At 65.5% G+C, this 23891-nt stretch carries 20 protein-coding genes and 1 riboswitch; of the genes, 12 read left to right on the top strand and 8 right to left on the bottom strand.

All coding sequences use genetic code 11. The features are described 5' to 3' along the window. Nucleotide 1 precedes the first annotated feature (1 nt). A riboswitch (cyclic di-AMP (ydaO/yuaA leader) is annotated at nucleotides 2-176 on the bottom strand. A gap of 326 nt (nucleotides 177-502) precedes the next feature. Both EDL96_RS12420 and EDL96_RS12415 read right to left on the bottom strand, forming a co-directional pair. Beyond that, nucleotides 503-1261: a FadR/GntR family transcriptional regulator gene (locus tag EDL96_RS12420; protein WP_123826558.1), complete on the bottom strand. Its 759-nt coding sequence runs from the start codon at nucleotides 1259-1261 to the stop codon at nucleotides 503-505. Then, the gene (locus tag EDL96_RS12415) at nucleotides 1258-2931 is read right to left on the bottom strand and encodes an L-lactate permease (protein WP_123826557.1); all 1674 of its coding nucleotides are present in this window, start codon (nucleotides 2929-2931) and stop codon (nucleotides 1258-1260) included. Before EDL96_RS12415 ends, EDL96_RS12420 begins: the two co-directional genes overlap by 4 nt. 149 nt (nucleotides 2932-3080) lie before the next feature. Between EDL96_RS12415 and EDL96_RS12410 the strand changes: the two genes are divergently transcribed. The 8 genes from EDL96_RS12410 to EDL96_RS12375 all read left to right on the top strand — a co-directional run bounded on the left by EDL96_RS12410 (nucleotide 3081) and on the right by EDL96_RS12375 (nucleotide 10033). Further along, entirely contained in the window at nucleotides 3081-3935 is an 855-nt protein-coding gene (locus EDL96_RS12410) for a (Fe-S)-binding protein (protein WP_123826556.1), read from the top strand. Beyond that, a complete protein-coding gene (locus tag EDL96_RS12405; protein WP_123826555.1) occupies nucleotides 3932-5743 on the top strand; it encodes a LutB/LldF family L-lactate oxidation iron-sulfur protein in 1812 nt (603 codons plus the stop codon). The genes EDL96_RS12410 and EDL96_RS12405 overlap by 4 nt, the downstream gene beginning before the upstream one ends. Beyond that, the gene (locus EDL96_RS12400; protein ID WP_123826554.1) at nucleotides 5740-6369 is read left to right on the top strand and encodes a LutC/YkgG family protein; all 630 of its coding nucleotides are present in this window, start codon (nucleotides 5740-5742) and stop codon (nucleotides 6367-6369) included. Before EDL96_RS12405 ends, EDL96_RS12400 begins: the two co-directional genes overlap by 4 nt. 75 nt (nucleotides 6370-6444) lie before the next feature. Beyond that, the gene (locus EDL96_RS12395) at nucleotides 6445-6927 is read left to right on the top strand and encodes a glutathione peroxidase (RefSeq protein ID WP_123826553.1); all 483 of its coding nucleotides are present in this window, start codon (nucleotides 6445-6447) and stop codon (nucleotides 6925-6927) included. A gap of 80 nt (nucleotides 6928-7007) precedes the next feature. Continuing rightward, the gene (locus EDL96_RS13815; protein ID WP_123826552.1) at nucleotides 7008-7487 is read left to right on the top strand and encodes a helix-turn-helix domain-containing protein; all 480 of its coding nucleotides are present in this window, start codon (nucleotides 7008-7010) and stop codon (nucleotides 7485-7487) included. Then, nucleotides 7484-8353 carry an IS3 family transposase gene (locus EDL96_RS12385; RefSeq protein ID WP_123826551.1) on the top strand — a complete coding sequence of 290 codons (870 nt, stop codon included), beginning with the start codon at nucleotides 7484-7486 and terminating at the stop codon, nucleotides 8351-8353. The genes EDL96_RS13815 and EDL96_RS12385 overlap by 4 nt, the downstream gene beginning before the upstream one ends. 55 nt (nucleotides 8354-8408) lie before the next feature. After that, complete coding sequence (locus tag EDL96_RS12380; RefSeq protein ID WP_123826550.1) at nucleotides 8409-9212, top strand: AraC family transcriptional regulator; 804 nt, start codon at nucleotides 8409-8411, stop codon at nucleotides 9210-9212. Nucleotides 9213-9409: 197 nt separating this feature from the next. Beyond that, nucleotides 9410-10033 (top strand): LysE family translocator, encoded by a 624-nt coding sequence (locus EDL96_RS12375; protein WP_123826549.1) that lies wholly within the window; start codon nucleotides 9410-9412, stop codon nucleotides 10031-10033. Between the two features lie 120 nt (nucleotides 10034-10153). On the opposite strand, the gene aqpZ is transcribed toward EDL96_RS12375, so the two are convergent. From aqpZ to EDL96_RS12350, 5 genes are all read right to left on the bottom strand, one after another. After that, nucleotides 10154-10924 carry an aquaporin Z gene (gene aqpZ, locus EDL96_RS12370; RefSeq protein ID WP_123826548.1) on the bottom strand — a complete coding sequence of 257 codons (771 nt, stop codon included), beginning with the start codon at nucleotides 10922-10924 and terminating at the stop codon, nucleotides 10154-10156. Nucleotides 10925-11074: 150 nt separating this feature from the next. Next, nucleotides 11075-11632, bottom strand: a complete 558-nt coding sequence (locus EDL96_RS12365) for a hypothetical protein (RefSeq protein ID WP_123826547.1) — start codon at nucleotides 11630-11632, stop codon at nucleotides 11075-11077. A 138-nt stretch (nucleotides 11633-11770) separates the two neighbouring features. Further along, the gene (gene galK / locus EDL96_RS12360) at nucleotides 11771-12967 is read right to left on the bottom strand and encodes a galactokinase (RefSeq protein WP_233568884.1); all 1197 of its coding nucleotides are present in this window, start codon (nucleotides 12965-12967) and stop codon (nucleotides 11771-11773) included. Then, entirely contained in the window at nucleotides 12964-14085 is a 1122-nt protein-coding gene (gene galT, locus EDL96_RS12355; RefSeq protein ID WP_233568883.1) for a galactose-1-phosphate uridylyltransferase, read from the bottom strand. The genes galK and galT overlap by 4 nt, the downstream gene beginning before the upstream one ends. After that, nucleotides 14066-14848, bottom strand: a complete 783-nt coding sequence (locus tag EDL96_RS12350; protein WP_199732614.1) for a DeoR/GlpR family DNA-binding transcription regulator — start codon at nucleotides 14846-14848, stop codon at nucleotides 14066-14068. The genes galT and EDL96_RS12350 overlap by 20 nt, the downstream gene beginning before the upstream one ends. A 136-nt stretch (nucleotides 14849-14984) precedes the next feature. Here EDL96_RS12350 and EDL96_RS12345 point away from each other — a divergent pair, with 136 nt between their 5' ends. From EDL96_RS12345 to EDL96_RS12330, 4 genes are read left to right on the top strand one after another with little or no spacing between them, the layout of a single operon-like run. Next, nucleotides 14985-17201 (top strand): alpha-galactosidase, encoded by a 2217-nt coding sequence (locus EDL96_RS12345; protein ID WP_233568882.1) that lies wholly within the window; start codon nucleotides 14985-14987, stop codon nucleotides 17199-17201. A gap of 8 nt (nucleotides 17202-17209) precedes the next feature. Further along, entirely contained in the window at nucleotides 17210-18154 is a 945-nt protein-coding gene (locus EDL96_RS12340; RefSeq protein WP_123826546.1) for a carbohydrate ABC transporter permease, read from the top strand. A gap of 27 nt (nucleotides 18155-18181) precedes the next feature. Next, nucleotides 18182-19141, top strand: coding sequence for a carbohydrate ABC transporter permease (locus tag EDL96_RS12335; RefSeq protein ID WP_123826545.1), 960 nt, complete (start codon nucleotides 18182-18184; stop codon nucleotides 19139-19141). 12 nt (nucleotides 19142-19153) lie between these two features. Continuing rightward, on the top strand, nucleotides 19154-20581 hold the full coding sequence (locus EDL96_RS12330) for an ABC transporter substrate-binding protein (protein WP_123826544.1): 1428 nt from the start codon (nucleotides 19154-19156) through the stop codon (nucleotides 20579-20581). A gap of 79 nt (nucleotides 20582-20660) precedes the next feature. Here EDL96_RS12330 and EDL96_RS12325 read toward each other — a convergent pair whose 3' ends face one another. After that, nucleotides 20661-23762: a glycoside hydrolase family 2 TIM barrel-domain containing protein gene (locus tag EDL96_RS12325; protein ID WP_158609615.1), complete on the bottom strand. Its 3102-nt coding sequence runs from the start codon at nucleotides 23760-23762 to the stop codon at nucleotides 20661-20663. Nucleotides 23763-23891 lie beyond the last annotated feature (129 nt).

The following is a 23891-nucleotide window of genomic DNA, read 5'->3' as shown; positions in this document are numbered from 1 at the left end:
GGTTTTTCCTCCAGAGTGCCTGCGGGGTGAGCTGTCGGGTTCGGTTCGGAGTAAACCGGCCGAGGCTCAGTGGGTGGACCGCCTCGGCTTCACCCCAAGGTCCGACCTCCATGAGGTTCGGGCCACAGAAGTGGGTCCCTCGCTCCTGCCATGTCCGTGTTCGGGATCTTCACCGGACAGCGGCAGGATGCGGCATCCAGTCCGGCGGTGTCGCCCGTTCGAGCGGCACGACGAAAACCATAACGAACAGATCACGGATTGTCACGATCGAGTAACGCCATCGATGCCCGACAGGGACCAAACTCCATGCATATCGATGCCGATTAGGTCCGGCGGTCCCACATTTCCACTGGTCAGCGCGTTTCAAGATCGAACGAGACTCGGCGGAACGTGATCTCCAAAACATCACAAAAAAGTTCGGAGTGGTCGCCAAATTGGTCACGACGGGACAGATACGGACACTCTCGGGCAACCAGCTGGTGCCCGCCAAGGGACAGGAAGCTCAGGATTCCGTGGCCACGACGGTCGCATGAAACCCCTCGATATGGCCCCGGAGCAGCCGTGCAGCACGGGCACCGTCCTGCGCCTCGAACGACTCGAGGATCCCCCAGTGCTCACGCTGCAATCGCGCGCGCAGCCCGATCCAGTCGGGAACGCGGGCCACGGATTGCTGCACGTAACCGATCACCGCATCACGCAGGGACTGCATGACAGTGGTCAGGACGACGTTGCCCCCCAAAGTGGTGAGCTCCACGTGGAAGCGCGCGTCAAGGTCATGGAAGCGCGCATCAGGGATGCTCGGATCGTCCATCTCCTCCAAGTAGGACCGGGCCGCTACGAGGACCTCCCCCCTCTGCTCCTCCTCCACGCCCAGCCCGGTCGCCAGTGCCGCCTGCGTCTCCAGCAGGACGCGCGTGGCGACCACGTCGGCCATGGGGAGCGCCTTGGTGGCAACGTGCATGCGCAGCGCCCAGGACAGTGCGGCCGAGGGTTCCGAGACGACGACGGCACCAGCCTTGGGCCCCGAGCCCGTCCCCGAACGGACCAGGCCCATGGCCGCGAGGACCCGCACCGCTTCACGGACCGAGGCGCGAGAGATGCCGAACTCCTCGGCCAACGCACGCTCGCCGGGCAGCTTATGCCCGACCGCGAGATCGCCGCTGCGCAAACGCTCTTCGACCCATTCGAGGACGGCCGCGTACGCGGGCGCGTCGTCCTTGACGGTGCCGGAGTCCGGCTGCCCCCCGGCCCCTGGTGTCACTGCGGGGGCAGCATCCAGGCCAGCACGTTGGACTGCAGGAACACCAGTGCGCACAGCACGACCAACATGCCGAGGGACCAAGGCAGCACCTTCTTGAAGATGGTCGACTCCTGACCGGGCATGCTCACCGCGGTTGCAGCGATGGCCAGGGATTGCGGAGAGATCATCTTGCCAACAACACCGCCCGTGGTGTTAGCCGCCACCATCAGATTGGGATCCAACCCCGCACCCGTTGCCGCGGTCTGCTGCAGGTTGGAGAACAGTGCGTTGGCGGAGGTGTCGGATCCGGTCACGGCCGTACCGACCCACCCCAGGACCGGGGAGAAGAACGCGAAGGCCGCACCCAGACCCGCCACGAAGCTGCCGATGGCCAGGGTCTGACCGGAGAAGTTCATGACGTAGGCCAATGCCAGCACGGACATGATGGTCAGCGCCGAGAAGCGCATCTTGTACATGCACGCACCGATTTCCCGCAGGCCCTTGCCGATGGTCATGGGGAACTTCCCGTTGTGGTTGAACACCGTGTAGATGATCGTGACCAGCAGGCCGGTGATCAGCAGCAGCGTGCCGGGCGAGGAGAGCCAGGTGAAGGTGTACACGGTTCCGGTGATCGGTTCCCCCGTGGCGGCACTGAGCAACCGCCCGTCCAGCCCTGGCCAGGGGATCGTGAGGTCGGTCGCGGCCAGCGCCTTCGGCACGTTGACCCCGAGGGTCCACAGCTTGGCCACGCCGAACACGAACACGACCAGGACGTAGGGAACCATGGCCATCCACACGCGCACCGGCGTGAGTTCGCTGACGTTCTCGATCTCTTCGATCCCCAGGCGCTGCTTGGCCTCGGCTGCGCCCTTGGGCTTCCAGAACCGGAGCAGGATCACGGCACCGGCCACGCCCACCAGGGAGGCGACGACGTCCGTGAGTTCGTAGGAGAAGTGGGTGGCGGTCCACCACTGGGCCACGGCGAAGGAGGCGCCGATGGCGACGGCCGCCGGCCAGGCGTCCTTCACACCGCGCACTCCGTCGATCAGCAGCAGGAGGAACAGCGGAACGACGAACGCGAACAGGGGCGCCTGATGCCCGACCACGGCACCGATGTGAGCAGGATCAAGACCGGTGAGCTTGCCCGCCGTCGTGATCGGGATGGCCACGGCGCCGAAGGCGACAGGCGCCGTGTTGGCGATGAGCACGACGACGGCGGTCTTGAGCGGCTTGAGCCCGATCGCCAAGATCATCGTGGCGGTGATGGCAACCGGCGCACCGAAACCTGCGAGGGCTTCCAACAGACCACCGAAGCAGAAGGCGATCAGGATGGCTTGGATGCGGACGTCACCGCCACCGATGGAATCGAAGATCGCCCGCATGTCCTCGAAACGTCCGGCCGCGACGGTGACCTGGTAGAACCACAGCGCCATGACGACGATCCACACGATCGGGAAGAGGCCGAAGACGGCACCCTGGCTGGCCGACAGCAGGGCGAGATCGACCGGCATCTTGAAGGCCAGGACCGCCACGATGATCGCGGTGGCCAAAGCGATCAGACCGGAGAGCCACGCGCTGCGCTTGAGCCCGACCAGGGCGATGAAGAAGGCAGCCAACGGGATGATGCCGACGAGGGCCGAGAGACCCAGGCTCCCGGCCACCGCATCAACTTGGGCGGTGTATGTGTTCACGGATGACTCCTGCAGTTGAGGGACTGATTCCGCGTGGGGATCCAGGAGTCAGCCCGGAGTGCGATGTGGCTCACGGACGAGTATGGTCGAACCACATGAGGTCGTGTGAAACTGTACATGACCCGCGTCACAGAAATCGCGGAGGATCTATGAAGGTCGCACTTTTCGCCACGTGCATCGTGGACGCGATGTATCCCAAGGTCGCCTTGGCCACGGTTCGGATTCTCGAACGGCTGGGCCACCAGGTCGTGTTTCCCCCCGGCCAGGGTTGCTGCTCCCAGATGCACGTCAACAGCGGGTACATCGAGGATGCCCTACCGGTGGTGCGTAACCACGTCGAGGCGTTCACCTCCGCGGACTACGACGTCGCCGTCGCCCCCTCGGGTTCGTGCGTGGCCTCCCTGGGGCACCAGCAGCCCATGGTCGCCCGCAAGTGTGGCGACACCGCCCTGGCCGAGCGGGCCGAGGAGGTGGCCGCCAAGACCTACGAGCTCTCGGAGCTCTTGGTGGACGTCCTGGGCATCACGAACGCCGCAGAACAGTTGGGGTCCTACTTCCCCCACCGCATCACCTACCACCCGTCCTGCCACGGCCTGCGGTTGCTGGGCCTCGGCGATCGACCCACCACCCTGCTCTCGAGCGTGGAAGGCCTGGACCTCGTGGACCTGCCGGACGCCCATGAGTGCTGTGGCTTCGGCGGGACGTTCTCCTTCAAGAACCCCGATGTCTCCGGCGCCATGGTGGAGGCCAAGCTCAAGAACATCGAATCCACCGGCACCAACCTGTGCGCGGGTGGGGACGCGTCCTGCCAGTTGCACATCAGCGGGGCCGCGCGCCGCCGGGGATCCGAGGTCCGCACGGTCCACATCGCGGAGATCCTGGCCTCGACCCGCGCCAACCCGCTGGAACTGGATCAGATCGCCGAGCTGTCCATCCCCCACGGCCACGCCACTGTCGCGCCCGCCGACTCCGCGTCGGTCGCACCCTCAGGAGGTCCCCGATGAGCTCTGTCAACCTGGGAATGCCCGGGACTCGCGTTGCTTACGGGTCCGGCAATCTCTACGAGGAGACGCCGTTCCCCGAGCACGCCCGCTCAGAACTCGAGAACAAGCAGATGCGGGCCAACATCGGCCACGCGACGCACACGATCCGGACCAAGCGCGGTCGAGTGGTGGGCGAGCTCCCCGACTGGCAGGACTTGCGTGACGCAGGCTCGGCCATCAAGAAGGAGGTGGGGGCGCGACTGCCGGAACTGCTGGAGCAGTTCGAGGCCAACGTCACCGCGCGCGGCGGAGTGGTCCACTGGGCGCGCGACGCCGCTGAGGCCAATGGGATCATCACCGATCTGGTGCGCGCCAAGGGCGTAGATGAGGTCATCAAGGTCAAGTCCATGGCCACCCAGGAAATCGGGATGAACGAGCACCTGGAGGCCCAGGGCATCACGGCCCATGAAACGGACCTGGCCGAACTGATCGTGCAGTTGGCCGAGGACAAGCCCTCCCACATCCTGGTGCCTGCGATTCACAAGAACCGTGACGAGATCCGGGAGATCTTTTCCCGCCGGATGCCCGGAGCCGGCGCGGAACTGACCAACGAACCCGCTGTTCTGGCCGAGGCCGCCCGCAGCTATCTGCGGGAGAAGTTCCTGGACACCACGGTTGCGATCTCCGGTGCGAACTTCGGCATCGCCGAAACCGGAACCCTCACGGTCGTCGAATCCGAGGGCAACGGACGCATGTGCCTGACGCTGCCCAAGACCCTGATCACGGTCATGGGCATCGAGAAGCTCCTGCCTCGTTTCGCCGACCTGGAAGTCTTCACCCAGCTGCTCCCACGGTCCTCCACAGGCGAGCGCATGAACCCGTACACCTCCATGTGGACCGGGGTCACCGAGGACGACGGCCCGGAAGAGTTCCACGTGATCCTGCTGGACAACGGCCGCTCGGCCGTACTCGGCGATCCCGACGGTCGCTCGGCCCTGCACTGCATTCGGTGCTCGGCCTGCCTGAACGTGTGCCCCGTCTACGAACACGCAGGCGGTCACGCGTACGGCTCGACCTACCCGGGGCCCATCGGCGCCATCCTGTCCCCTCAGCTCACGGGTGTGGCAGCAGAACAGAACAACTCGCTGCCCTACGCGTCCTCGCTGTGTGGCCGGTGCTACGAGGTCTGCCCCGTGAAGATCGACATCCCGTCGATCCTGGTGCACCTGCGCGACGAGGACATCCGGACCAAACACGGTCAGCGGGACGATCAGGCCTCTGCCCAGCGGGCCACCGTACTCGAAGCGCGGGCGGCTGAGGCGGAAGCCTCCGGCGCACCCGTGGAACCCGCCGAGCACCCGGCGGACTTCAAGAAGAAGCGCGTTCCCTCTGAGATGGACCTGCTCATGAAGGCCGCCGGCACCGTGATGTCCTCCGGCACCAGGATGGGACTGGCCGAGCGCGCCCTGCCTGTGGGGCGCGGTGCCCTCAAGCCCTTCGGCGGACTCAAGTGGTTGCCCGGGATGGTCGGCGGCTGGACCCAGGAACGCGACATCCCCGTGCCGCCGTCGCAGTCCTTCCGGAACTGGTGGCAGAAGAACGGTGCGAACGCCGAGCAGCGCGTGGAGCGCGATCTGGGGCAGACCCACCTGCCACAGGCCGACGGCGCACCGGGCCCTACGCCGTCGTTGGCGGCCGGCATCGAGGAACATGCCGCGTGGGGAGCCGAGGCACAGGCGGTCTACCACCTGCGCGCGCAACGCCCCGACCCCGAAGGGCAGGACACCAAATCCAGTGAGGTCAACAGCACCGGGGAGGAACCGGCATGAGCCAGACAGACGCCAAGGCCACCATCCTGGCCCGGATCGGGCACGCACTGCGCGATGAACCGGCGGCACCGGAGGTCCCGCGAAACTATCGCAGGACCTCCTCGCTGAACCACGACGACGTGGTCGAGATGCTCGAGGACCGGCTGACCGACTACAAGGCAAACGTGTACCGGGAGACCACCGAAACCCTGCCGGGGCGTTTACGTGAGTTGCTGGGCGACGCATCGACCGTCGTCCCGGACGGTGTTCCGGACACCTGGCTGCCGGAAGGCATCGAGCCGGTGCGAGACGTCAACGACTCAGGGTCCGTCCTCTCGGCCCGCGAACTGGATGCGCTGGGTGCCGTGGTCACCGCATCCACCGTGTCCTGCGCAGAGACGGGGACCATCTTCCTCAACAGCCGCCCCGACGAAGGACGGCGGGCCCTGAGCCTGGTTCCGGATCATCACGTGTGCGTGGTGCCGCTGGACACGGTGGTCGAGCTGATCCCCGAAGCCTTCGAGCGCATCAACCACGCGGATCCCATCACCATGATCTCGGGCCCCTCCGCGACCTCGGACATCGAACTGGAGCGGGTCGAGGGCGTGCACGGCCCCAGGAGGCTGGACGTCGTCCTGCTCGGCTGAGCAAGAACCCGCCTGCGGTTCAGCAGACCGTACGGCAGACTGTAGGCGTCCACTCATTGCATCCGAAAGGAACTCATGAGCAACCTTCACGATTTCACCGCGGACACGATTTCCGGCTCCCAGGACGGCTTCGAACGGCTGGCGGGTCAGGTCGTCCTGATCGTCAACACGGCGAGTGAATGTGGTTTCACCCCCCAGTACGACGGTCTGGAAAAGCTCTACGAGCAGTACAAGGACCGCGGGTTCACCGTGTTGGGTTTCCCCTGCAACCAGTTCGGTGGGCAGGAGCCCGGCGCGGAGCAGGAGATCCAGGAGTTCTGCCGCACGTCCTTCGGAGTCGAGTTCCCGCTGTACAAGAAGGTGGACGTCAACGGGTTGCACACACATCCGCTGTGGGAGTGGCTCAAGACCCAGAAGCAGGGGCCCAACGGCGCGGACATCGAGTGGAACTTCACCAAGTTCCTCGTGGACCAGTCGGGTCAGGTGGTGGCCCGGTACGAACCGGCCACCGAGCCCGCCGAGATCACCGCGGACATCGAGGACCTGCTCGAGAAGTGATAACGACGACGGCGTCCCTCTGAACTGTTCCCCGGAAGTTGGACTCCGAATTTGAGTCCGACCTTCCGGGGAACAGTTCTATGCCCGAGTTATCAAGCCTCACCCCTGAACAACGAGAACAAGCGATCACCCTGTTCGAGCAAGGCCACGGTCAACGTGCGGTGGCCTACCGGCTTGGAGTTCGATATCAGGCCGTGCGGAACCTGCATGGCCGGTGGCGAGTACATGGCAGGCTGACACTTGTGCCTAGTAATACCAAGCGCGTCTACCCCGTCGAACTCAAGCTCGAGGCCGTGACCCGTCACGCTGCCGGGGAAGCTAGCACCGACCTGGCCGTTGAGCTTGGCATCAGCACGCCACGGCTGATTCAACGCTGGTCCGAGCTCTACCGCACCGGCGGGGTGAAGGCTCTAGAACCACGCAAGCGCGGTCGCCGGGCTAGCTCTGAGCAACAGCCCACTGATCAGACCGAGTACCTACGGCAGGAGAACGAACGACTGCGCGCCGAGGTCGCGTACCTGAAAAAACTTCGGGCCTTGAGACACCAAGGGCATCGGTGAGAGCCAGCATCGTCGCCAGTCTCAAGGCATCCCATCGACTCGAGCTACTCCTGCAGATCGCAGCCCTGCCCCGTTCGACGTACTTCTACCACCAACGCCGGAGTCAACGTCCTGACCGGTTCGCGCAGGTAAAAGCACGTATCCAGACCGTGTTCACCCAGGCCAAGGGCAGGTACGGGCACCGCCGGATCCACCGAGTGCTCACCACCGAGGGATACACGGTGGCCAAGAAAACCGTGCTGGCCTTAATGCATCAGCTCGGACTGCGCTGCCGGGTCCGCAGACCTCGGTACAACTCATACCCCGGTGCTGAGGGTCTCACAGCCCCGCACCTGCTCAAGCGTGAGTTCACCGCGCAGGCACCCAACCACAAGTGGGTCACAGACGTCACCGAGTTCCGCGTAGCCGGGACCCGCGTGTACTTGTCTCCGATCATCGATCTGCACGACCGGGTCGTGATCTCGCACTCGATCAGCCTGAGACCAACTACCGCCTTCACCAACGCCGCCCTGGCCAAGGCGTTGGAGTCACTGCCAACCGGTGCTGGCCCATTGGTGCATTCGGACCAGGGCTTCCAGTACCGCCACGCGTCCTGGCGGGAGTTGCTGGCCAACGCCGGAGCCATCCAATCGATGTCTCGTAAAGCCAACTGCTACGACAACGCGATCGCAGAGAACTTCTTCGGACACTTGAAGGCTGAGGCCTTCCTCGAGCGAACACCCGAGACTGTTACCGAGCTGATCGACCAGATCGAGGAATACATCCACTGGTACAACCACAACCGTATCCAAGAACGACTCGAGGGCCTGACCCCGATGCAGTATCGGAATCAGGCCCTCATGACAACGACCACCACTACGCTGTGATTACCGCTCCAACTTCCGGGGAACAGTTCACTCGGGGCGCCGTCGTCACACGCCCATGAACGAATTCACGCGCAGCACCGGTTCGCCGCACTTCGAGCTGCGGCGCTCCGAGCAGAGTCAGCGGTGCTACCGTCCGCACTTCCACGAGCGGGCGGCCCTGGGTGTGATCGACCGCGGAAGCACGCGGTTCACGGGGGCCTTTGACACCGTCGTCGACCTCCGCGCGGGCGACACCATCGTCATTCCCGCGGGTCACGTTCATGCGTGCAACCCCCATGACGGGGCCTGGAACTACCAGTTCCTGCAAATGGATCAGACCTGGGCCCGTTCCCAGATCGATTCGGTCGAACAGGGCCGAGCGGTGGAGACCTGGTTCAGCGGCATCCGGGTCTTCCGGAGCCCGCGACTGCACGAAGCGTTCACGCGCATCACCAAGATGGTTGCTGCGGACCCGCAAGACGCTGAACGCGTGGGCGCACATCTCCGGAAAGCGCTGGAGGAGTGCAGCAACATGAAGCCCGTCTGGGCCGAGCCCGAACCCGCCACCTTTTTGTCGGCCACGCGTCTGGGGTCGGTTCTCGAGCGGTTGCGGGACGACGAACGCAATCCTTCGCTGGATGAGTTGGCGCAGCTGGCGGGGATGACCCGGTACCAGCTCATCCGATCGGTCAAGTCCGCGACCGGGCTGACACCGCTGGCCTGGCGGCAGAACCAGAAGATCATTCGCGCTCGCCGCATGCTCGCCGAGGGACACGACCTGGCGGGCACCGCCCACGGCCTCGGCTTCACCGATCAGAGCCATTTCCATCGGCTCTTCCGGGCCCACGTGGCCGCCTCCCCAGGCAGCTACCGCAGCTGAATCTCCCGCGGCAGTCGGTCGCTCACTTTCGTACAAGACCAGGTTTCCCCGAGCCGGCACAGTCATGGGTACAGGCGTCATGGGCACGGGCGATCGTGGCCCTCGACGGCGTTTCCCGGGGCGGGTGTACGACCCGGGTCAGAGCTCGCGGGGAAGCGGCTTGTGTGAAACGGCTTGCGGGGAACGGAGTTGGAGCAGTGGAGCAATTCGTGGCGGTTGCTGCGGCGCATTTCCTGGCTCTGCTCATCCCGGGAGTGGACTTCTTCCTGATCGTCCGCACGTCGCTCAGACACGGCCGGGTGCCTGCCGCGATGGTGTGCGTGGGTATTGCACTGGCCAACGCGCTGTTCATCTCAGCCGCCTTCGCGGGCTTGGGATTCATCACCAATCCGGTGGTGCTCTCCGTCTTCGAACTGGTGGGTGGTGGCTTCCTGACCTATGTCGGCGTCCAGTTCTTCCGCGCGGATGCCCGGGCGACCGTACCGCTCGAAGCACAACGGTCGAGCGCTGTGAACCCGCAGCTGCGGTGGCGACTTCTGGGCACCGGCTTCGCCTCCGGGTTGCTCAATCCGAAGAATGCCCTGTTCTACGTCAGCCTGGCCGCCGCCGTTGCCCCCGCTCCAGCAGGCTCGCTGATCTTCTACGGGACGTGGATGTTCACGGTGGTCCTCACGTGGGACCTTCTGCTCGCCTTCGCATTGGGAGCGCCGCGCACGCTGGGGGCGTTGCAGAGGGTGCTGCCGTGGATCAGCGCCACGGCCGGCCTGGTTCTCGTGGCGCTCGGAGTGACGATGGTGATCCGGGGCCTGACGGCCTTGTAGGCGTGGGTCCGAAGCGGCCTTCAACTCACGGGCCTGGTCACGAAACGAAAGAACGACGGCGCCCCGTGGGGCGCCGTCGTCGTTGGTGCTGATGCAATCGGGCAGCGAGCCCGGTGACGATCAGGCGGAGGCGTAGATGTCGACGTCGTCGTCGCGCTCCAGGACGTCGTCGGTCTTGTTCGGGAAGAACGCCCGGTAGAGGATCCCGGCGATGGCAGCGCCCAGCAACGGTGCCACGAAGAACAACCACACCTGCCCCAAGGCATCCGGCACGAACCAGGCCACGGCGAGCGAACGCGCCGGGTTGACGGACGTGTTGGACACGGGGATGGAGACCAGGTGGATCAAGGTCAACGACAGGCCGATGGCCAGCGGGGCAAAGCCCAGGTTGGCGCGGTCATCCGTCACCCCCAGGATGACGAAGAGGAAGATGCAGGTCAGCACGGTTTCGGCGATGAACACGGACAGCAGGGTGTAGCCCATGGGCGACAGGTCACCGTAGCCATTGGTCGCAAAGCCACCCGCCGTGGCGGAGAAGCTCTCTTGACCGGAGGCAATCACGTAGAGGATCATCGCGCCGAGCGAGCCACCCAGGATCTGGGCAACCCAGTACGGCAGGACGGCTTTCCACTCAAAGCGACCAGCAACGGCGGCGCCCAGCGTGACGGCCGGATTGAAATGTCCGCCGGAGACCCAGCCGACTGCGTACGCCATGACCACGACGGTCAGGCCGAAGGCCAGAGCAACGCCCAGGAAGCCGATGCCCATGTTGATGGCACCGCCGGCGATGACAGATGCGGAAAGGACAGCTGCGCCGCAGCCACCCAGGACCAGGACCAGGGTTCCCAGCGCTTCAGCGAGCAGCCGGGACGGCATGGAATGAGCAGGCATGGTGATTACCTCACGATTGGGGGTTGTCGTTCAGGAGCCGAATGGTGGAGGTCGCACCCGGCCGCCACGGACCGGTCGCGGTCAGTCCATCCGTCACCGGTCGCAATAGCTCACTGCCGACCATACATGCGGTGTGAAGGAGCACACCGGTCATCGGGACGTGGTGATGGCAACACATCGTTGCAGCAGCTCACGTTGACGCCGCCTGAGCACGGCGACCAGTTCAGGGCTGTGCCACGGCGTCCAGCGCAGGTCGTCCCTGCTGCGCGCATTGATCACTGTGGCCGCCCCGGGGCGCGGGTGCGCGGTGATCGTCAGGACCGCCGGGAGACGATCCGGCCGGGTGAACACGGTGCTCGGGAGGCGGTGACCGACCCGGACGTACAGCTTGTGCTGGTCAAGGCGCACGACCCGAGCATTCTGGGCCGCGAACCACCCCGTGAGCATCTGCATGGCGTCCCGCTCTTCAGGGACCACCCAGTCGTGGGAGATCCGGGTGCGCACGTGCTTCGGCCCGCGGAGCGTCAGGAGCAGCATCGACACCACGAGCGCTCCGACCAACAGGGCGACCAGTGCACACGCGGCGACCCACCACACGAGGATTCCCGAGGACACCAGGGCCAGCAGCACCAGGAAGACAGCCGCGAAACCCAGCAGTGCGGCCAGCAGCGTCACGACCTCCGGGCGGACGACCCACTTGGTCGTCACCCGCACCCCTCCATGAGCCACGATCCACCTCACCCACCGTCAGATTTGCGATTGCATCTAGTTTACATTCGCACATCAATGGCGGTCCAGAGGGGCGGGAAAGTCCGCGGGTGTTACGCGGTGATCGTGGGCACGGCGTCAGCCCACCCGGGACGCCCCCGGCCCGGGCAACACGGTGAAGAGACGCGGGGACTGCCAACCGCGTTCATCGAATGCGGCCAGCACCTCGACCTTCACGCTTTCGAGATCATCAGCAGGGACCAGACCGATCGCTGACCCTCCGAATCCCGCGCCGGTCATCCGGGCACCCAGGGCACCCGCACCCAACATGCGTTCGACCGCGACATCGAGTTCAGGACAGGAGACCTGGTAATCGTCACGCAGCGAGTTGTGTGACTCCGTGAGTTCCTTCCCCAGTTCTGCCCACCGCCCCGCTCTCAGGTGCTCGACGCCGGCGTCCACCCGAGCACGTTCCCGGAGCACGTGACGAACCCTGGGGAGAGTGGCCTCGTCCAAATCCGAGATGTCCGCGTCAACGGGCAGATCACCCAGGGACTCGACCCCCAGCGCAGCGGCTCCGCGTTCACAGGCAGCACGACGGGCAGCGTATCCGCCGTCGTCGTTACTGTGCGCCACGCAAGTGTCAACCACCACGATCCGCAATCCCGCCTCCGCCAGCTGCAGCGGAATGTGCTCCACCTCCAGGGTCCGGCAGTCCAAGAGCGCAGCGTGGCCGGACGTGGCCAGCAGGGATGCCGATTGGTCCATGATGCCCGTGGGAGCTCCCACGAATTCGTTCTCGGCCCGCTGTGTCACCCGCGCGAGGTCGCGACGGCTCAACCCTGCGTTCGTGAGGTCATTGAGCGCCATGGCCACAGCCACCTCCACAGCGTGGGAGGAGGACAGCCCAGAACCGACGGGGACGTTGGAATCCAGCATCAGCTCGAAGGCGGGGACATGAACGCCCGCAGCCTGCTCCAGCGCCCAGGCAACGCCTGCCGGACCGCTGGCCCACCCTGACACCGAACCCGGTTGCACATCCCTGACGACAAGACGTGCACGGGCAGGCTCCCCGGTGCGGGGGTCGATCCAGGTCGACGTCAGGTCACTCTCTTCCCTGTCCGGGACCAGTCGGACGGCGACCATCGCAGAGCGGTCAATGGCAAAGGGCAGAACCAAGCCGTTGTTGTAGTCGAGGTGCTCGCCGATCAGGTTGACTCGACCGGGCGCGCGCCAAACCCCATCAGGTTCGACGTCGAAGTGCCGCTGGAACTCCCCCGCGAGCGCGCGGGCCCGGTTCGACTCGCCGCTGTGCACCATGTCTGCCTCGCTCACAACACACCTCGCAATCGTGCCGCGGTCTCCTCCGGACTGACATCCCCCACGAACGCGCCCATGGCAGCTTCGGAGCCAGCCAAGAACTTGAGCTTGTTCTCCGCCCGGCGCGGGCTGACGATCTCCAGGTGCAACCGCGAAGCCTCCCGCAATCCAGGTACCAGCGGGGCTTGGTGCCAGGCCGCAATGTACGGGGTGGGAGTGGGGTAGAGAGCGTCGAGCCGACGCAGCACGTCCTGCACCACGGCACCGAACTCATCCAACTCTTCTCCGGTGAGCGCCGCAAGATCCGGTACATGACGGTGCGGGACCACGTGCACTTCCAGCGGCCATCGGGCTGCCCAGGGAACGTATGCGCTCACGCGCTCACCCGCCAGGAGCATGCGCTCGCCGTCGGCCTGCTCCGCCTCCAACAGGTCGGCATGCAGCGTTCGCCCGGTGTTGCTCAGGTGCTGTTCGGCCCGGCGTGCCGTTTTCAGGGCAGTGGGCGTGACATAGGGGTAGGCGTAGATCTGCCCGTGCGGGTGGTGCAGCGTGGTACCGATCTGCTCACCGCGGTTCTCGAACGGAAAGACCTGCTTGACCCCCTTCAGCCGAGACAGCGCACCGGTGCGTTGCGCCAGGGCACGAACCACCAGCTGAACGCGATCGAGGTCGAGTTCCGCCAAGCTTCCCTCGTGCTCCGGGGTGTAGACCACCACCTCACACCGACCACCGGCCGGGTGGACGTGCCCGATCTCCGGCAGCTGATCCGGCCCCGGAAGCTCGACCAAATCAGGCCCCAACGAAGGAAACCGGTTCTCGAAAACAGCCACTTCGAAATTGACCGGGATCTCCGACTGCCGCCCCGGCGCGGAGGGGCACAGAGGACATTGGTCGACGGGCGGCAGGTGGGTTCGGTTCTGGCGGTGCGTGGCCAGCGCGATCCAGTCCCCGGACAACGGGTCTTGGCGCAGCTGCCCGTGCCCCGCCCGCTCTGCGGCCGGTCGTGGGTCATGAACAACGGTCGGAAGGACGTCGTCGTCGTGGCCGAAGAACGTGATTTCTCGACCGTCGGAGAGCCGATGGGAGATGTGATGCACCAACGACGCTGGCAGGTCATGCGACACGGTGGACACGGGTGATCCTTTCCTCGAGTTCGTTCAGCGCTGATTCCGGCAGCCCGGTGTCCGTGACCAGGTCGTCGACGACCTCCAGCGGCGCGAACCCGTACAGGCCCACGGTTCCCCACTTGGTCGCGTCGGCGACGACGACGCTACGGTTCGCGTGCTCCAAGAACATTCGGTTGACCTGCGCCTCGAGCATGTTGGGGGTGCTCAGGCCCGCCTCGATGTCGAAGCCGTGGACGCCCATGAAGCACACATCCGCGTGAAGCGTCTCAAGGCAACGGACGGCCAGCGGCCCCACGAGTGCATCAGAGGGAGTGCGGACGCCGCCGAGCATGACCACCTGCCCGCCGGCCGCGGGGCGATCCTCGAACACCTGCGCGATGCGCGGCGAGTTGGTCACGACGGTCAGATCCTCAACGGCCCGCAGCTCGCGAGCCAAGGCGAAGGTGGTCGTCCCGGAATTGACGAACACCGACATGCCCGGTTCGACCAGGGCCGCAGCGGCCTTCGCAACGGCGCTCTTCTGCCCCTGATGCAATCGGGACTTGCGCAGGAACCCTGGCTCCTCCGACGCCGACCCCGGGGCCGCCAGCCGCGCCCCACCGTGAACCTTGTGCAACTCCCCGTCGGTTGCAAGTTGGTCGAGGTCTCGACGCACGGTCATCTCCGAAACCCCCAACACCTGCGCCAGGTCGGCGACACGCACCGAACCTTGTGCACGAGTTTGTTCGAGGATGCGCGCACGACGCTCGGCGGGCAGTAGATCAATCACGACCATCTCCTTGCTCTCGCCTCCATGATGCCACTCACCGCGGTTCGTCATGATTGTTCTATCACTATTGATGTTCGATTATGTTCATTCTAGAGTGAGTCAGACCACATAATCGAGGGCTCGGAGGTTCGAGACCGTGAACCAGTCCACCAAGGCTGCAGTCCACACCAGTGCAGTCGCGGGTAACGCACAACAGATCCACCTGCGCGCCGGAGGCGTGTCCGTCCTGCTGAGCCGACCGGACGGGCGGATCCCGGCAATCGCCCACTGGGGAGCTGACCTGGGTGAGTTGACCTCGCACGACGCGCGGATGGTTGCCCTGTCCACCGAATCGGCTCAGGTTGCCAATTGCCCGGATGCACCCATGCACGTCGGTGTGATTCCGGAACCCCGCTGGGGCTGGGCGGGCCGCCCCGGGCTGGTGGGACACCGCGACGGTCAGGCGTGGGCCCCGGATTTCTCCGTGCAGACGACCCAGTTCCTGCCCCACGCAGCCAGCGACACCGCTGCGCAGGAGGTGGGTGACGGCTTCTCCGAGTTCGGACCCGGTCGTTTGATCGTTGATGTCGGGTCACCTGATGGCATCGACCTCACGATCACCCTGGAGCTGACGCCAGAGGGCGTGGTGCGGGCGCAGAGCACCGTGACCAACCGCATCGACGGGCACTACCGGTTGGACGACCTGAGCATGACACTGCCCGTCCCGGCGCGCGCGACGGAGTTGCAGGATTTCGCGGGGCACTGGGGACAGGAACGCCGCGCCCAGCGGGCCCCGTTCACGGTCGGCCTCCACCTCCGTGAGGGCCGGAAGGGGCGCACCGGCGCCGACGCCGCGCACCTGATGATCGCGGGTGAGTCCGGATTCGGGTTCCGCCAGGGCGAGGTCTGGGGCTTGCACACCGGCTTCTCGGGCAACCACCGGACCTGGGCCGAACGCGAGTACTCGGGTCAACGCACTCTCGGGGGTGGTGAGTTGCTCCTCCCCGGAGAAATCGTGCTGGGAAAGGACGAGTCCTACACGACCCCCTGGCTCTACGGCGCCTACGGCGTCGGCCTGGATGCCCAGGCCAACCGGCTGCATGACTGGATCCGCTCCCGGCCCCAGCACCCCAGGCGAGAGCGGCCGGCCACACTGAATGTCTGGGAGGCCGTCTACTTCGATCACCGGCTGGAGAAGCTGCAACAACTGGCGGATCTGGCCGCCCGCATCGGCATCGAAAGATTCGTCCTCGACGACGGATGGTTCGGCTCCCGACGCGACGACACCTCCGGTCTGGGTGACTGGACGGTTTCCCCGGAGGTCTGGCCCAACGGTTTGGCACCGCTGGTCCAGCACGTCACCTCACTCGGGATGGAGTTCGGGCTGTGGTTCGAACCGGAAATGATCAATGTGGACTCGGACCTTGCCCGAGCCCATCCGGACTGGATCCTCTCGCCGGAAGGTCGCCCGCCCGTGTCCAGCCGCTTCCAGCAGGTCCTGGACATCGGCAACCCACAGGCCTACGAGCACGTCCGTAACCAGATGGTCCGAGTCCTGACGGACAACGACATCGCCTACATCAAGTGGGATCACAATCGCGATCTGCTCGAGGCCGGTTCTTCGGTGGACGGCGCCCCTGGTGTCCACCGGCAGACCCTGGCCGCCTACCGGCTCATGGCTGAACTCAAGGAACGCTTTCCCCGACTGGAGATCGAGTCCTGCGCATCGGGCGGTGGACGCGTGGACCTCGGGGTCCTGGAACACACCGATCGCTTCTGGACCTCCGACTGCATCGACCCGGCCGAGCGTCAGGAGATGCACCGGTGGACCCAGCAGCTGGTCCCACCGGAACTCATGGGGAGCCACGTGGCTGCCGGGCACTCGCACGAAACCGGCCGACTGCACACGGTCAACTTCCGTGCGGGCACCGCCCTCTGGGGACATTTCGGCGTGGAATGGGATCTCACGCAGGCGTCCGAGGCGGAACTCGATGAACTCTCCGAGTGGGTCTCCCTCTACAAACAACACCGCGGACTCCTGCACCACGGGCGGTTGGTCCGGCTGGACCAGGCAGACCCCGAATGGGATGTCCACGGCGTGGTATCCGCCGATGGGCACGAGGCCATGTTCGCCGTCGTCTGCAGTGGGGTGTCCTTGACCGATCCCGTGGGCCGTCTGACCTTGGCGGGGCTGGACCCCAACACGCTGTACACGATCACGGACGTGACCCCGGCAGCTGAGGACGCCGGGTTCACCGCACCGTCCTGGTGGCCCAACGGCACCACCGCCAGAGGCAGCGTCCTGCAGCATGCGGGATTCCACACGCCGAACTTGCGCCCCGACCGTATCCGCCTGCTCCATCTCTCGGCCTAAGGAAAGTCATGACCGCTGTATCGCCCTCGACAGGGCCCCGGGCATCGTCGAGCACCGCCACGGAGGCTCAATCGCCGCCTCGAAAGCGCCGCGACGACACCCGCGTGGCGCTGATGTTCATCGCCCCCGCGGCGCTTGGCCTGGGCGTCTTCCTGCTGTGGCCCTTGATCCGTGGAATCTGGTTGAGCTTCACCGACTACAACCTGCTGACCCCGGCCGAGTTCGTCGGTTTGGCCAACTATCGACGGCTGATCGCGGATCCCATCTTCTGGGACTCCATGAAGACCACCGTCTACTACGTGGTGCTCAACATCGGCATTCAGACCGTGGTCGCCATGATCATCGCGTTGCTGATGTACCGCCTCACCCAGTCAACCCTGCTGCGCGGTCTGGTGCTGACCCCGTACCTGGTGTCCAACGTGGTGGCCGGCCTGGTGTGGGTCTGGATCCTGGACACGCAGTTCGGCGTCGGCAATCAGATTCTGAGCTGGCTCGGGATCGACCCCATCGGCTTCTTCACGGACAGCGCATGGGCCATCCCGACGATCGCCCTGGTCAATGTCTGGCGACACATGGGATACACGGCCTTGTTGATCTTTGCGGGGCTGCAGACCCTGCCGGCCAGCGTGTACGAAGCCGCCCGCCTGGACGGGGCAGGTGAGGTCCGGACCTTCTTCTCCGTGACCCTGCCGTTGCTCCGACCGATCATGGCGCTGGTCCTGATCATGACCATCATCGGCTCGTTCCAGGTTTTCGACACCGTGGCCGTGACCACTGCCGGTGGACCCGCGAACGCCACGAACGTCCTGCAGTTGTACATCTATGACATGGCCTTCGACCGCTTCCAGTTCGGTTACGCCTCCGCGATGTCCGTGGGGCTGCTGATCGTTCTGGGCATCATCACCGTCATCCAGTACCGCCTGTCCCGCGCGGACACGTCGGACATGGGCTGAAACGGCCGGACAGGAAGGAGCTGAGCCATGAGCACGACACCCGTCACACCCACGGATTCCGTTGAGCCCCTGACGAACCCGCCCGAGCGGGCCGAGGTTCGACGACGACGCAAGCTGCCGACGCCGGGCAAGGTCCTGGCGTGGGCGGTCATGATCGTGATCCTGCTGATCACCATGCTGCCGTTCTACTGGATTCTGCGAACAGCCTTGTCCACGAACCCCGGGCTGCTCAGCGAACCCGGTTCGTTGACACCACCCGAGTTCACCACGGGCGCCTTCGAACGCGTGCTGGGGATGCAGTCGACCGACGAGGCCTTGGCCGAAGGTGGCTCGGGTGCCGAGCTCAACTTCTGGCGCTACCTGTTGAACTCGGTCATGGTCGCCACGCTGGTCACCGTGTGCCAGGTCCTGTTCTCCGCGATGGCGGCCTACGCGTTCGCCCGCCTGCGCTGGAAGGGCCGGGACAAGGTGTTTGCCCTGTTCCTGGCGGGGCTCATGGTGCCGACCGTGTTCACGCTGTTGCCGAACTTCGTGTTGATCAAGCAATTGGGGTTGATCGACACCGTCCTGGGCATCGCACTGCCGACGATGTTCATGACCCCGTTCGCCGTGTTCTTCCTGCGACAGTTCTTCATGGGCATCCCGATGGAGATCGAAGAGGCTGCCCGCCTGGACGGTGCCTCAAGAATCGGGACCTTCTTCAAGGTCATCCTCCCCTTGGCCGCCTCCCCCATCGCGACCCTGTCGATCCTCACGTACATGACGGCGTGGAACGACTACTTCTGGCCGCTGATGGTCTCCTACACCGACTCGTCACGTGTCCTGACGGTGGCGCTCGGAGTCTTCCGCGCCCAGTCCCCGCAGTCAGGCACCGACTGGGCCGGGCTCATGGCGGCGTCCTTGATCGCGGCGCTGCCCATGTTCCTCCTGTTCATGGCGTTCGCCCGCCGCATCGTGAACTCGATCGGCTTCTCGGGCATCAAGTAAGGACTTCGGACCATGAAATACAGCATTTTCACCCGCACTGGCCGACCCCTGTCGACCTCGGACCCCGGCTCACGACGCACTCGACCCTCCCGGTCGCGGTGGCTCAGTACCGCCGCCATTGCCACGACGGCGGGGCTGCTCCTCAGTGGCTGCGGCCAGGAACAGGGCGACAGCAACGTGATCGACTACTGGATGTGGGACACCCAGCAGCTTCCCGCCTATCAGGAGTGCGCGGACCTGTTCGAGAAGGAAAATCCTCAGTACAAGGTCAACATCACCCAGACCGGCTGGGACGACTACTGGCAGCGGCTCACAGCCGGGTTCCTGGCCGACACGGGACCGGATGTGTTCGTGAACCATGTGTCCCGCTATCCGCAGTACGCGGATCTGGAGGTGTTGATGCCTCTGGACGAGCAGGAAGCCACTGCGGGCCAGGAGGAATCGGAGTACGCCGAGGGGCTCATGGACATCTGGACCGGCGCGGACGGCCACCAGTACGGCAGCCCCAAGGACTGGGACACCATCGCCCTGTTCTACAACGACACCGAGCTCAAGGAGGCCGGGGTCACGCCCGATGAACTGGGCAACCTCAAGTGGAACCCCCAGGACGGTGGGAGCTTCGAGGACATGGTGGCCCACCTGACCGTGGACGAAAACGGTGTCCGCGGCGACGAGCCCGGGTTCGACAAGGACAACGTGGCCGTCTACGGCCTGGGCCTGTCCGACCCCGGAGGTGGCAACTCCGGTCAGGGCCAGTGGGGGCCGTTCGCCAACGGCGCCGGGTGGGAAGCCACCGACCAACCCCTGTGGGGCACCGAGTACAACTACGACGACCCCGCCCTGCACGAAACCCTGGACTGGTATTTCGGGCTTTCGGACAAGGGCTACATGCCCAAGTACGGGCAGTTCAACCAGGACGACGGAACCTTGAGCCAGTTGATGTCCGGATCCGTGGCCATGGTGGCCGACGGGTCCTGGATGGTGCCGGCGTATGCGGGTTCAGAGGAATTCGACATCGGCACGGCCCGCATGCCTGAAGGCCCCAACGGCACGGCACCCACCGTGATCAACGGTCTGGCCGATTCGATTTCGTCTGACGCCGATGACCCGGAGGTGGCAGCCGAGTGGGTGGCCTTCCTGGGCTCCAAGAAGTGCCAGTCCGTGGTGGCCGAAGCCGGAGTGGTGTTCCCGGCGCGCAACGACTCGGTGGCGCGCACGGAGGAGATCTGGACCGAGCAGGGTTTTGACACCTCGGCCTTCACGGACCCGGTGGACGAAGGTGAAACCTTCTACCTGCCCATCACCAGCCACGGCGCGGATGTCACCGCGTTGACCACACCCGCATTCCAGGAGATCTGGTCCGACCGGCCACCGTCGGGAGAAGTCCTTGACCCGATCAACGGGGCGATCAACGACCTGTTCCTCACCGAGGAGCAGTAGCGATCCGCGGTGTGCGCTGCGGAGGCGAGCTTGTGCCCGCCCCCGCAGCGAACACCGGGCAACCAGGTCTGTCGACCTTCTAGCTCCAGCCGTTGAGCCGCACCACGATCCGGGCACGACGGGCCTCAATTCGGGCTGCCGGCGCGACGCCGACGCCGCATGATCTGCTCCCCAGCCCGCCGTAGGCCGCATCCAAGTGCAGTGTCCAAGAGGCGACAGTGGAGGGGTCCGGCAGCTCATCCGCGTGCATTGCCCGCGCCACTTGGCGATCCGTCCACGGGCTCAGCGCCCACCAGAGACCCTCCGGAGCAGGCCGCCCGTCCAGCTCGACCGCCAAGACCTGGATCTCCGCGACCTCGCCGGAACTCAGTGGCACTCGCAGGTGCCGCAGGTCCTTCCGCTCGCCACTGGATTGCGGCACGGGGTAGACCGTGGTCAGGTCTGTCGCCGCACATGCCCACTGCCCGAACTGGGAGGCCCGTGCGGAGTCAGGGGCAGCCTCACCGGGTCCGCCACCTGTCCACTCGACCGTCCCCGAAGTGTCCACGGACAGGTTCAACTCGACACCGATCCGCCCGGGTCGGGGACCTTCGTCAAGGTCGATCACCGCCTCCAGGAGTCCGGAACCGTCGGCCTCCTCGGCACAGGCGAGGCGCAGATGGCCGGTCCGCCGCGGTGACACTGCCCCGACGGGCCGCCAGGTCCTCTGCAGCACGGCGTGCTGGGAGTGTTCTTCGTCTTCTCGGTTCCGTCGCGACATCAGGCGGTCTTGGCCCGCAGCCTTCCAGCGGTCGGCCAGCGGCACCACGGCGCCTGGCTCACGCCCGTCAATCCGGTCCCGAGGGTCCGTCCCGGCCCAGGCGTCCCAGTCCACACGAGGGTCGTCACCGAACCTCTCCCTGGCCGGTTCGATGCCACCGGCGTCGTTGTCGGTGGGTGCCCGCCACACGGACAGTCGTGCCTCACGTACGAGTTCGGGCCACTGCTCGACGGACAATTTCCCAACGACCTGCGCCGCCCCAGGCAGGGGACCGGACCAGACTTCACGACGGGTACGTGACGCGCATTTCCCGCCACACACGACGTCGGCGCGTACCTCCACGCTGATCTGCTCACCGGGACGCGCCGGGGCGATCACCACCAGGTGCCTGTCTCCGGGAACCAGCTGCGCCCTTCGGTATTCAAAGGTGGACGTCTCCGGCTCCTGCCCGCGGGTGACTACGACGAGCACGTCTTCCAGCCGCGAATGGTCGTACCCGTTGCCGATGTGCACTCCGGAGTCGTCGCGCTCGATCCACAACGGGTCGATCACGGCGGCGTATTCGGTCATGCCCGGGCTCGGGCTGCCGTCCGAGAAGCACAGACCGTCGAGCACAAAGTTGCCGTCGTGCTCGAGTTCGCCGAAATCGCCGCCGTACGCAACCCGCTCTCCCCCACTCGGAGCGGCTACACGCAGTCCGTGGTCCTTGAACTCCCACACGAAGCCGCCGCACGCACGGGGGTGTGCACGGAAAACTTGCTCGTAGTCACTCAGTCCGCCCGGCCCGTTGCCCATGGCATGGGCGTACTCACACAGAACGATCGGCTGTTTGACGACTCGGGCCGCGGTGGCCGGGCCCCATGCCGGGCGCGGCAGGCCTGATGCGAGCTTCGCCCATTCCGTGGGCGTCGCGTACATCCGCGAGTGCAGGTCCGTGTAAGCGGCGTCGGCATCGCCCTCGTAATGCACCGGCAACTCGCTGCGAGCGCGCAACCAGTCCGCTGCCTCCCGGAGGTTCGCACCGGTCCCGGATTCGTTGCCGATCGAGAGCATGGCGACGCTGGGGTGGTTCTTGTCCCGGTGCCACATTCGAGCCGTTCGGTCCAGGATGGCGGTACGCCATGCCGGGTCGTTACTCGGGTTACCGGCCCAGTCCCCTGTCACGAACCCGTGGGTCTCCAGGTCGCCTTCGAGCACCACCCACAGACCCATCTCGTCCGCCAGGTCCAAGGCGTGAGCCGCGGGTGGGTAATGGCTGGTCCGAACCGCGTTGACGTGGTGGTCGACCATGGTCGAGAAGTCACGCCGCGTGTCCTCGACCGTCACAGCTCGGCCACGTTCGGGGTGCCATTCGTGTCGGTTGACCCCGCGGAATCGCAAGGCGTCGCCGTTGGCCCGCAGCACGCCGTCGTCGTCGATCCCGACACGCCTGACGCCCGCACGGAGACCTACGGTCGCGCCAGTTGCCGTGGTCAGGTCGACGTCGATCAGGGCAGGGTTTTCAGGCGACCACGGGTGAGCATCGGGCAGGACGACGTCGACCGGCTGGTCACCGCCGATGGACACCGAGACAGGTGGGAAATCAGGACGTCGAATCTCTGCGGCCACCGGGAACGCACTCGGGTCACCCTCCACACAAAAACGTAAGCGCCCCGCGCGGGTGGCCGGTTCCCAATCCGACTCGACGTGAACATCCCACACGTCGCCCGGCCGGTGAAGCAGCAAGCTGACGCCGCGGAAGATCCCCGGCAGCCACCACTGGTCCTGATCCTCAAGGTAGGAGCCCGCGCTGAACTGATGGACCAGCATTGAGATCTCGTGTTCGACGGCTGTTGGATTTGCAACAGCAGAATCGGCGGAGCCGGTGCACGAACCGAGGGCCTCCTCGCGCGCCAGGACGGCGTCGGTGACATCGAACTCGTGCGTCAGGCGCGACCCCATCGCCTGACCAACCCACTGACCGTTCACCCATACCCGGTAAGCGGATTCCACGCCCTCGAACCGAAGAATCAAGCGATCGCCGAGTCCAGGTACGGGCCGCCCGTCGCCCACGAGTTCTGCCAACTTGAACGTCCGCCGGTACCAAGCCGTGGGGTTGCGATCGGGGACTTTGGGCGGATCCACAGGGAAGGGGTACCTCACGTTCGTGTACCACGGCTTGCCGTGCACCTGAGGATCACCCAGCCGGTCCAGCACCCAGTGCGAAGGCACGGTGATCGACTCACCGAGCGGGGGCAGCGGATCCGGCCAGGAGCAGAACCGGCGAGCCGATTCCGCCGATGCAAAACTGCGGAACTCCCACTGTCCGCCCAATGCCAGGACCGGCGAGTCAGCCACCAGGTGGGAGCGCGGCGGAAGCGCCGAAGCATCACCGTTGGGCCGCTGATACCAGTCGTGATCCGGGGCCTGTGCCGATGGCACGCAGGTCGATTGCTGAAGGGGCCCGTTGGGCCCGCCGTCGGGTTCCACAGCCGCTACCTTCCGCCGCGAAGTCTGTCTGACCGACAGGCACGCTGCGATCAAATGAACATAACCGTTGAACATCCATGT

Source organism: Kocuria soli (assembly GCF_003797835.1).
Lineage (GTDB): Bacteria > Actinomycetota > Actinomycetes > Actinomycetales > Micrococcaceae > Kocuria > Kocuria soli.
The sequence above is the reverse complement of the archived record's forward strand: the minus strand, read 5'-3'. Positions and strand labels throughout refer to the sequence as shown.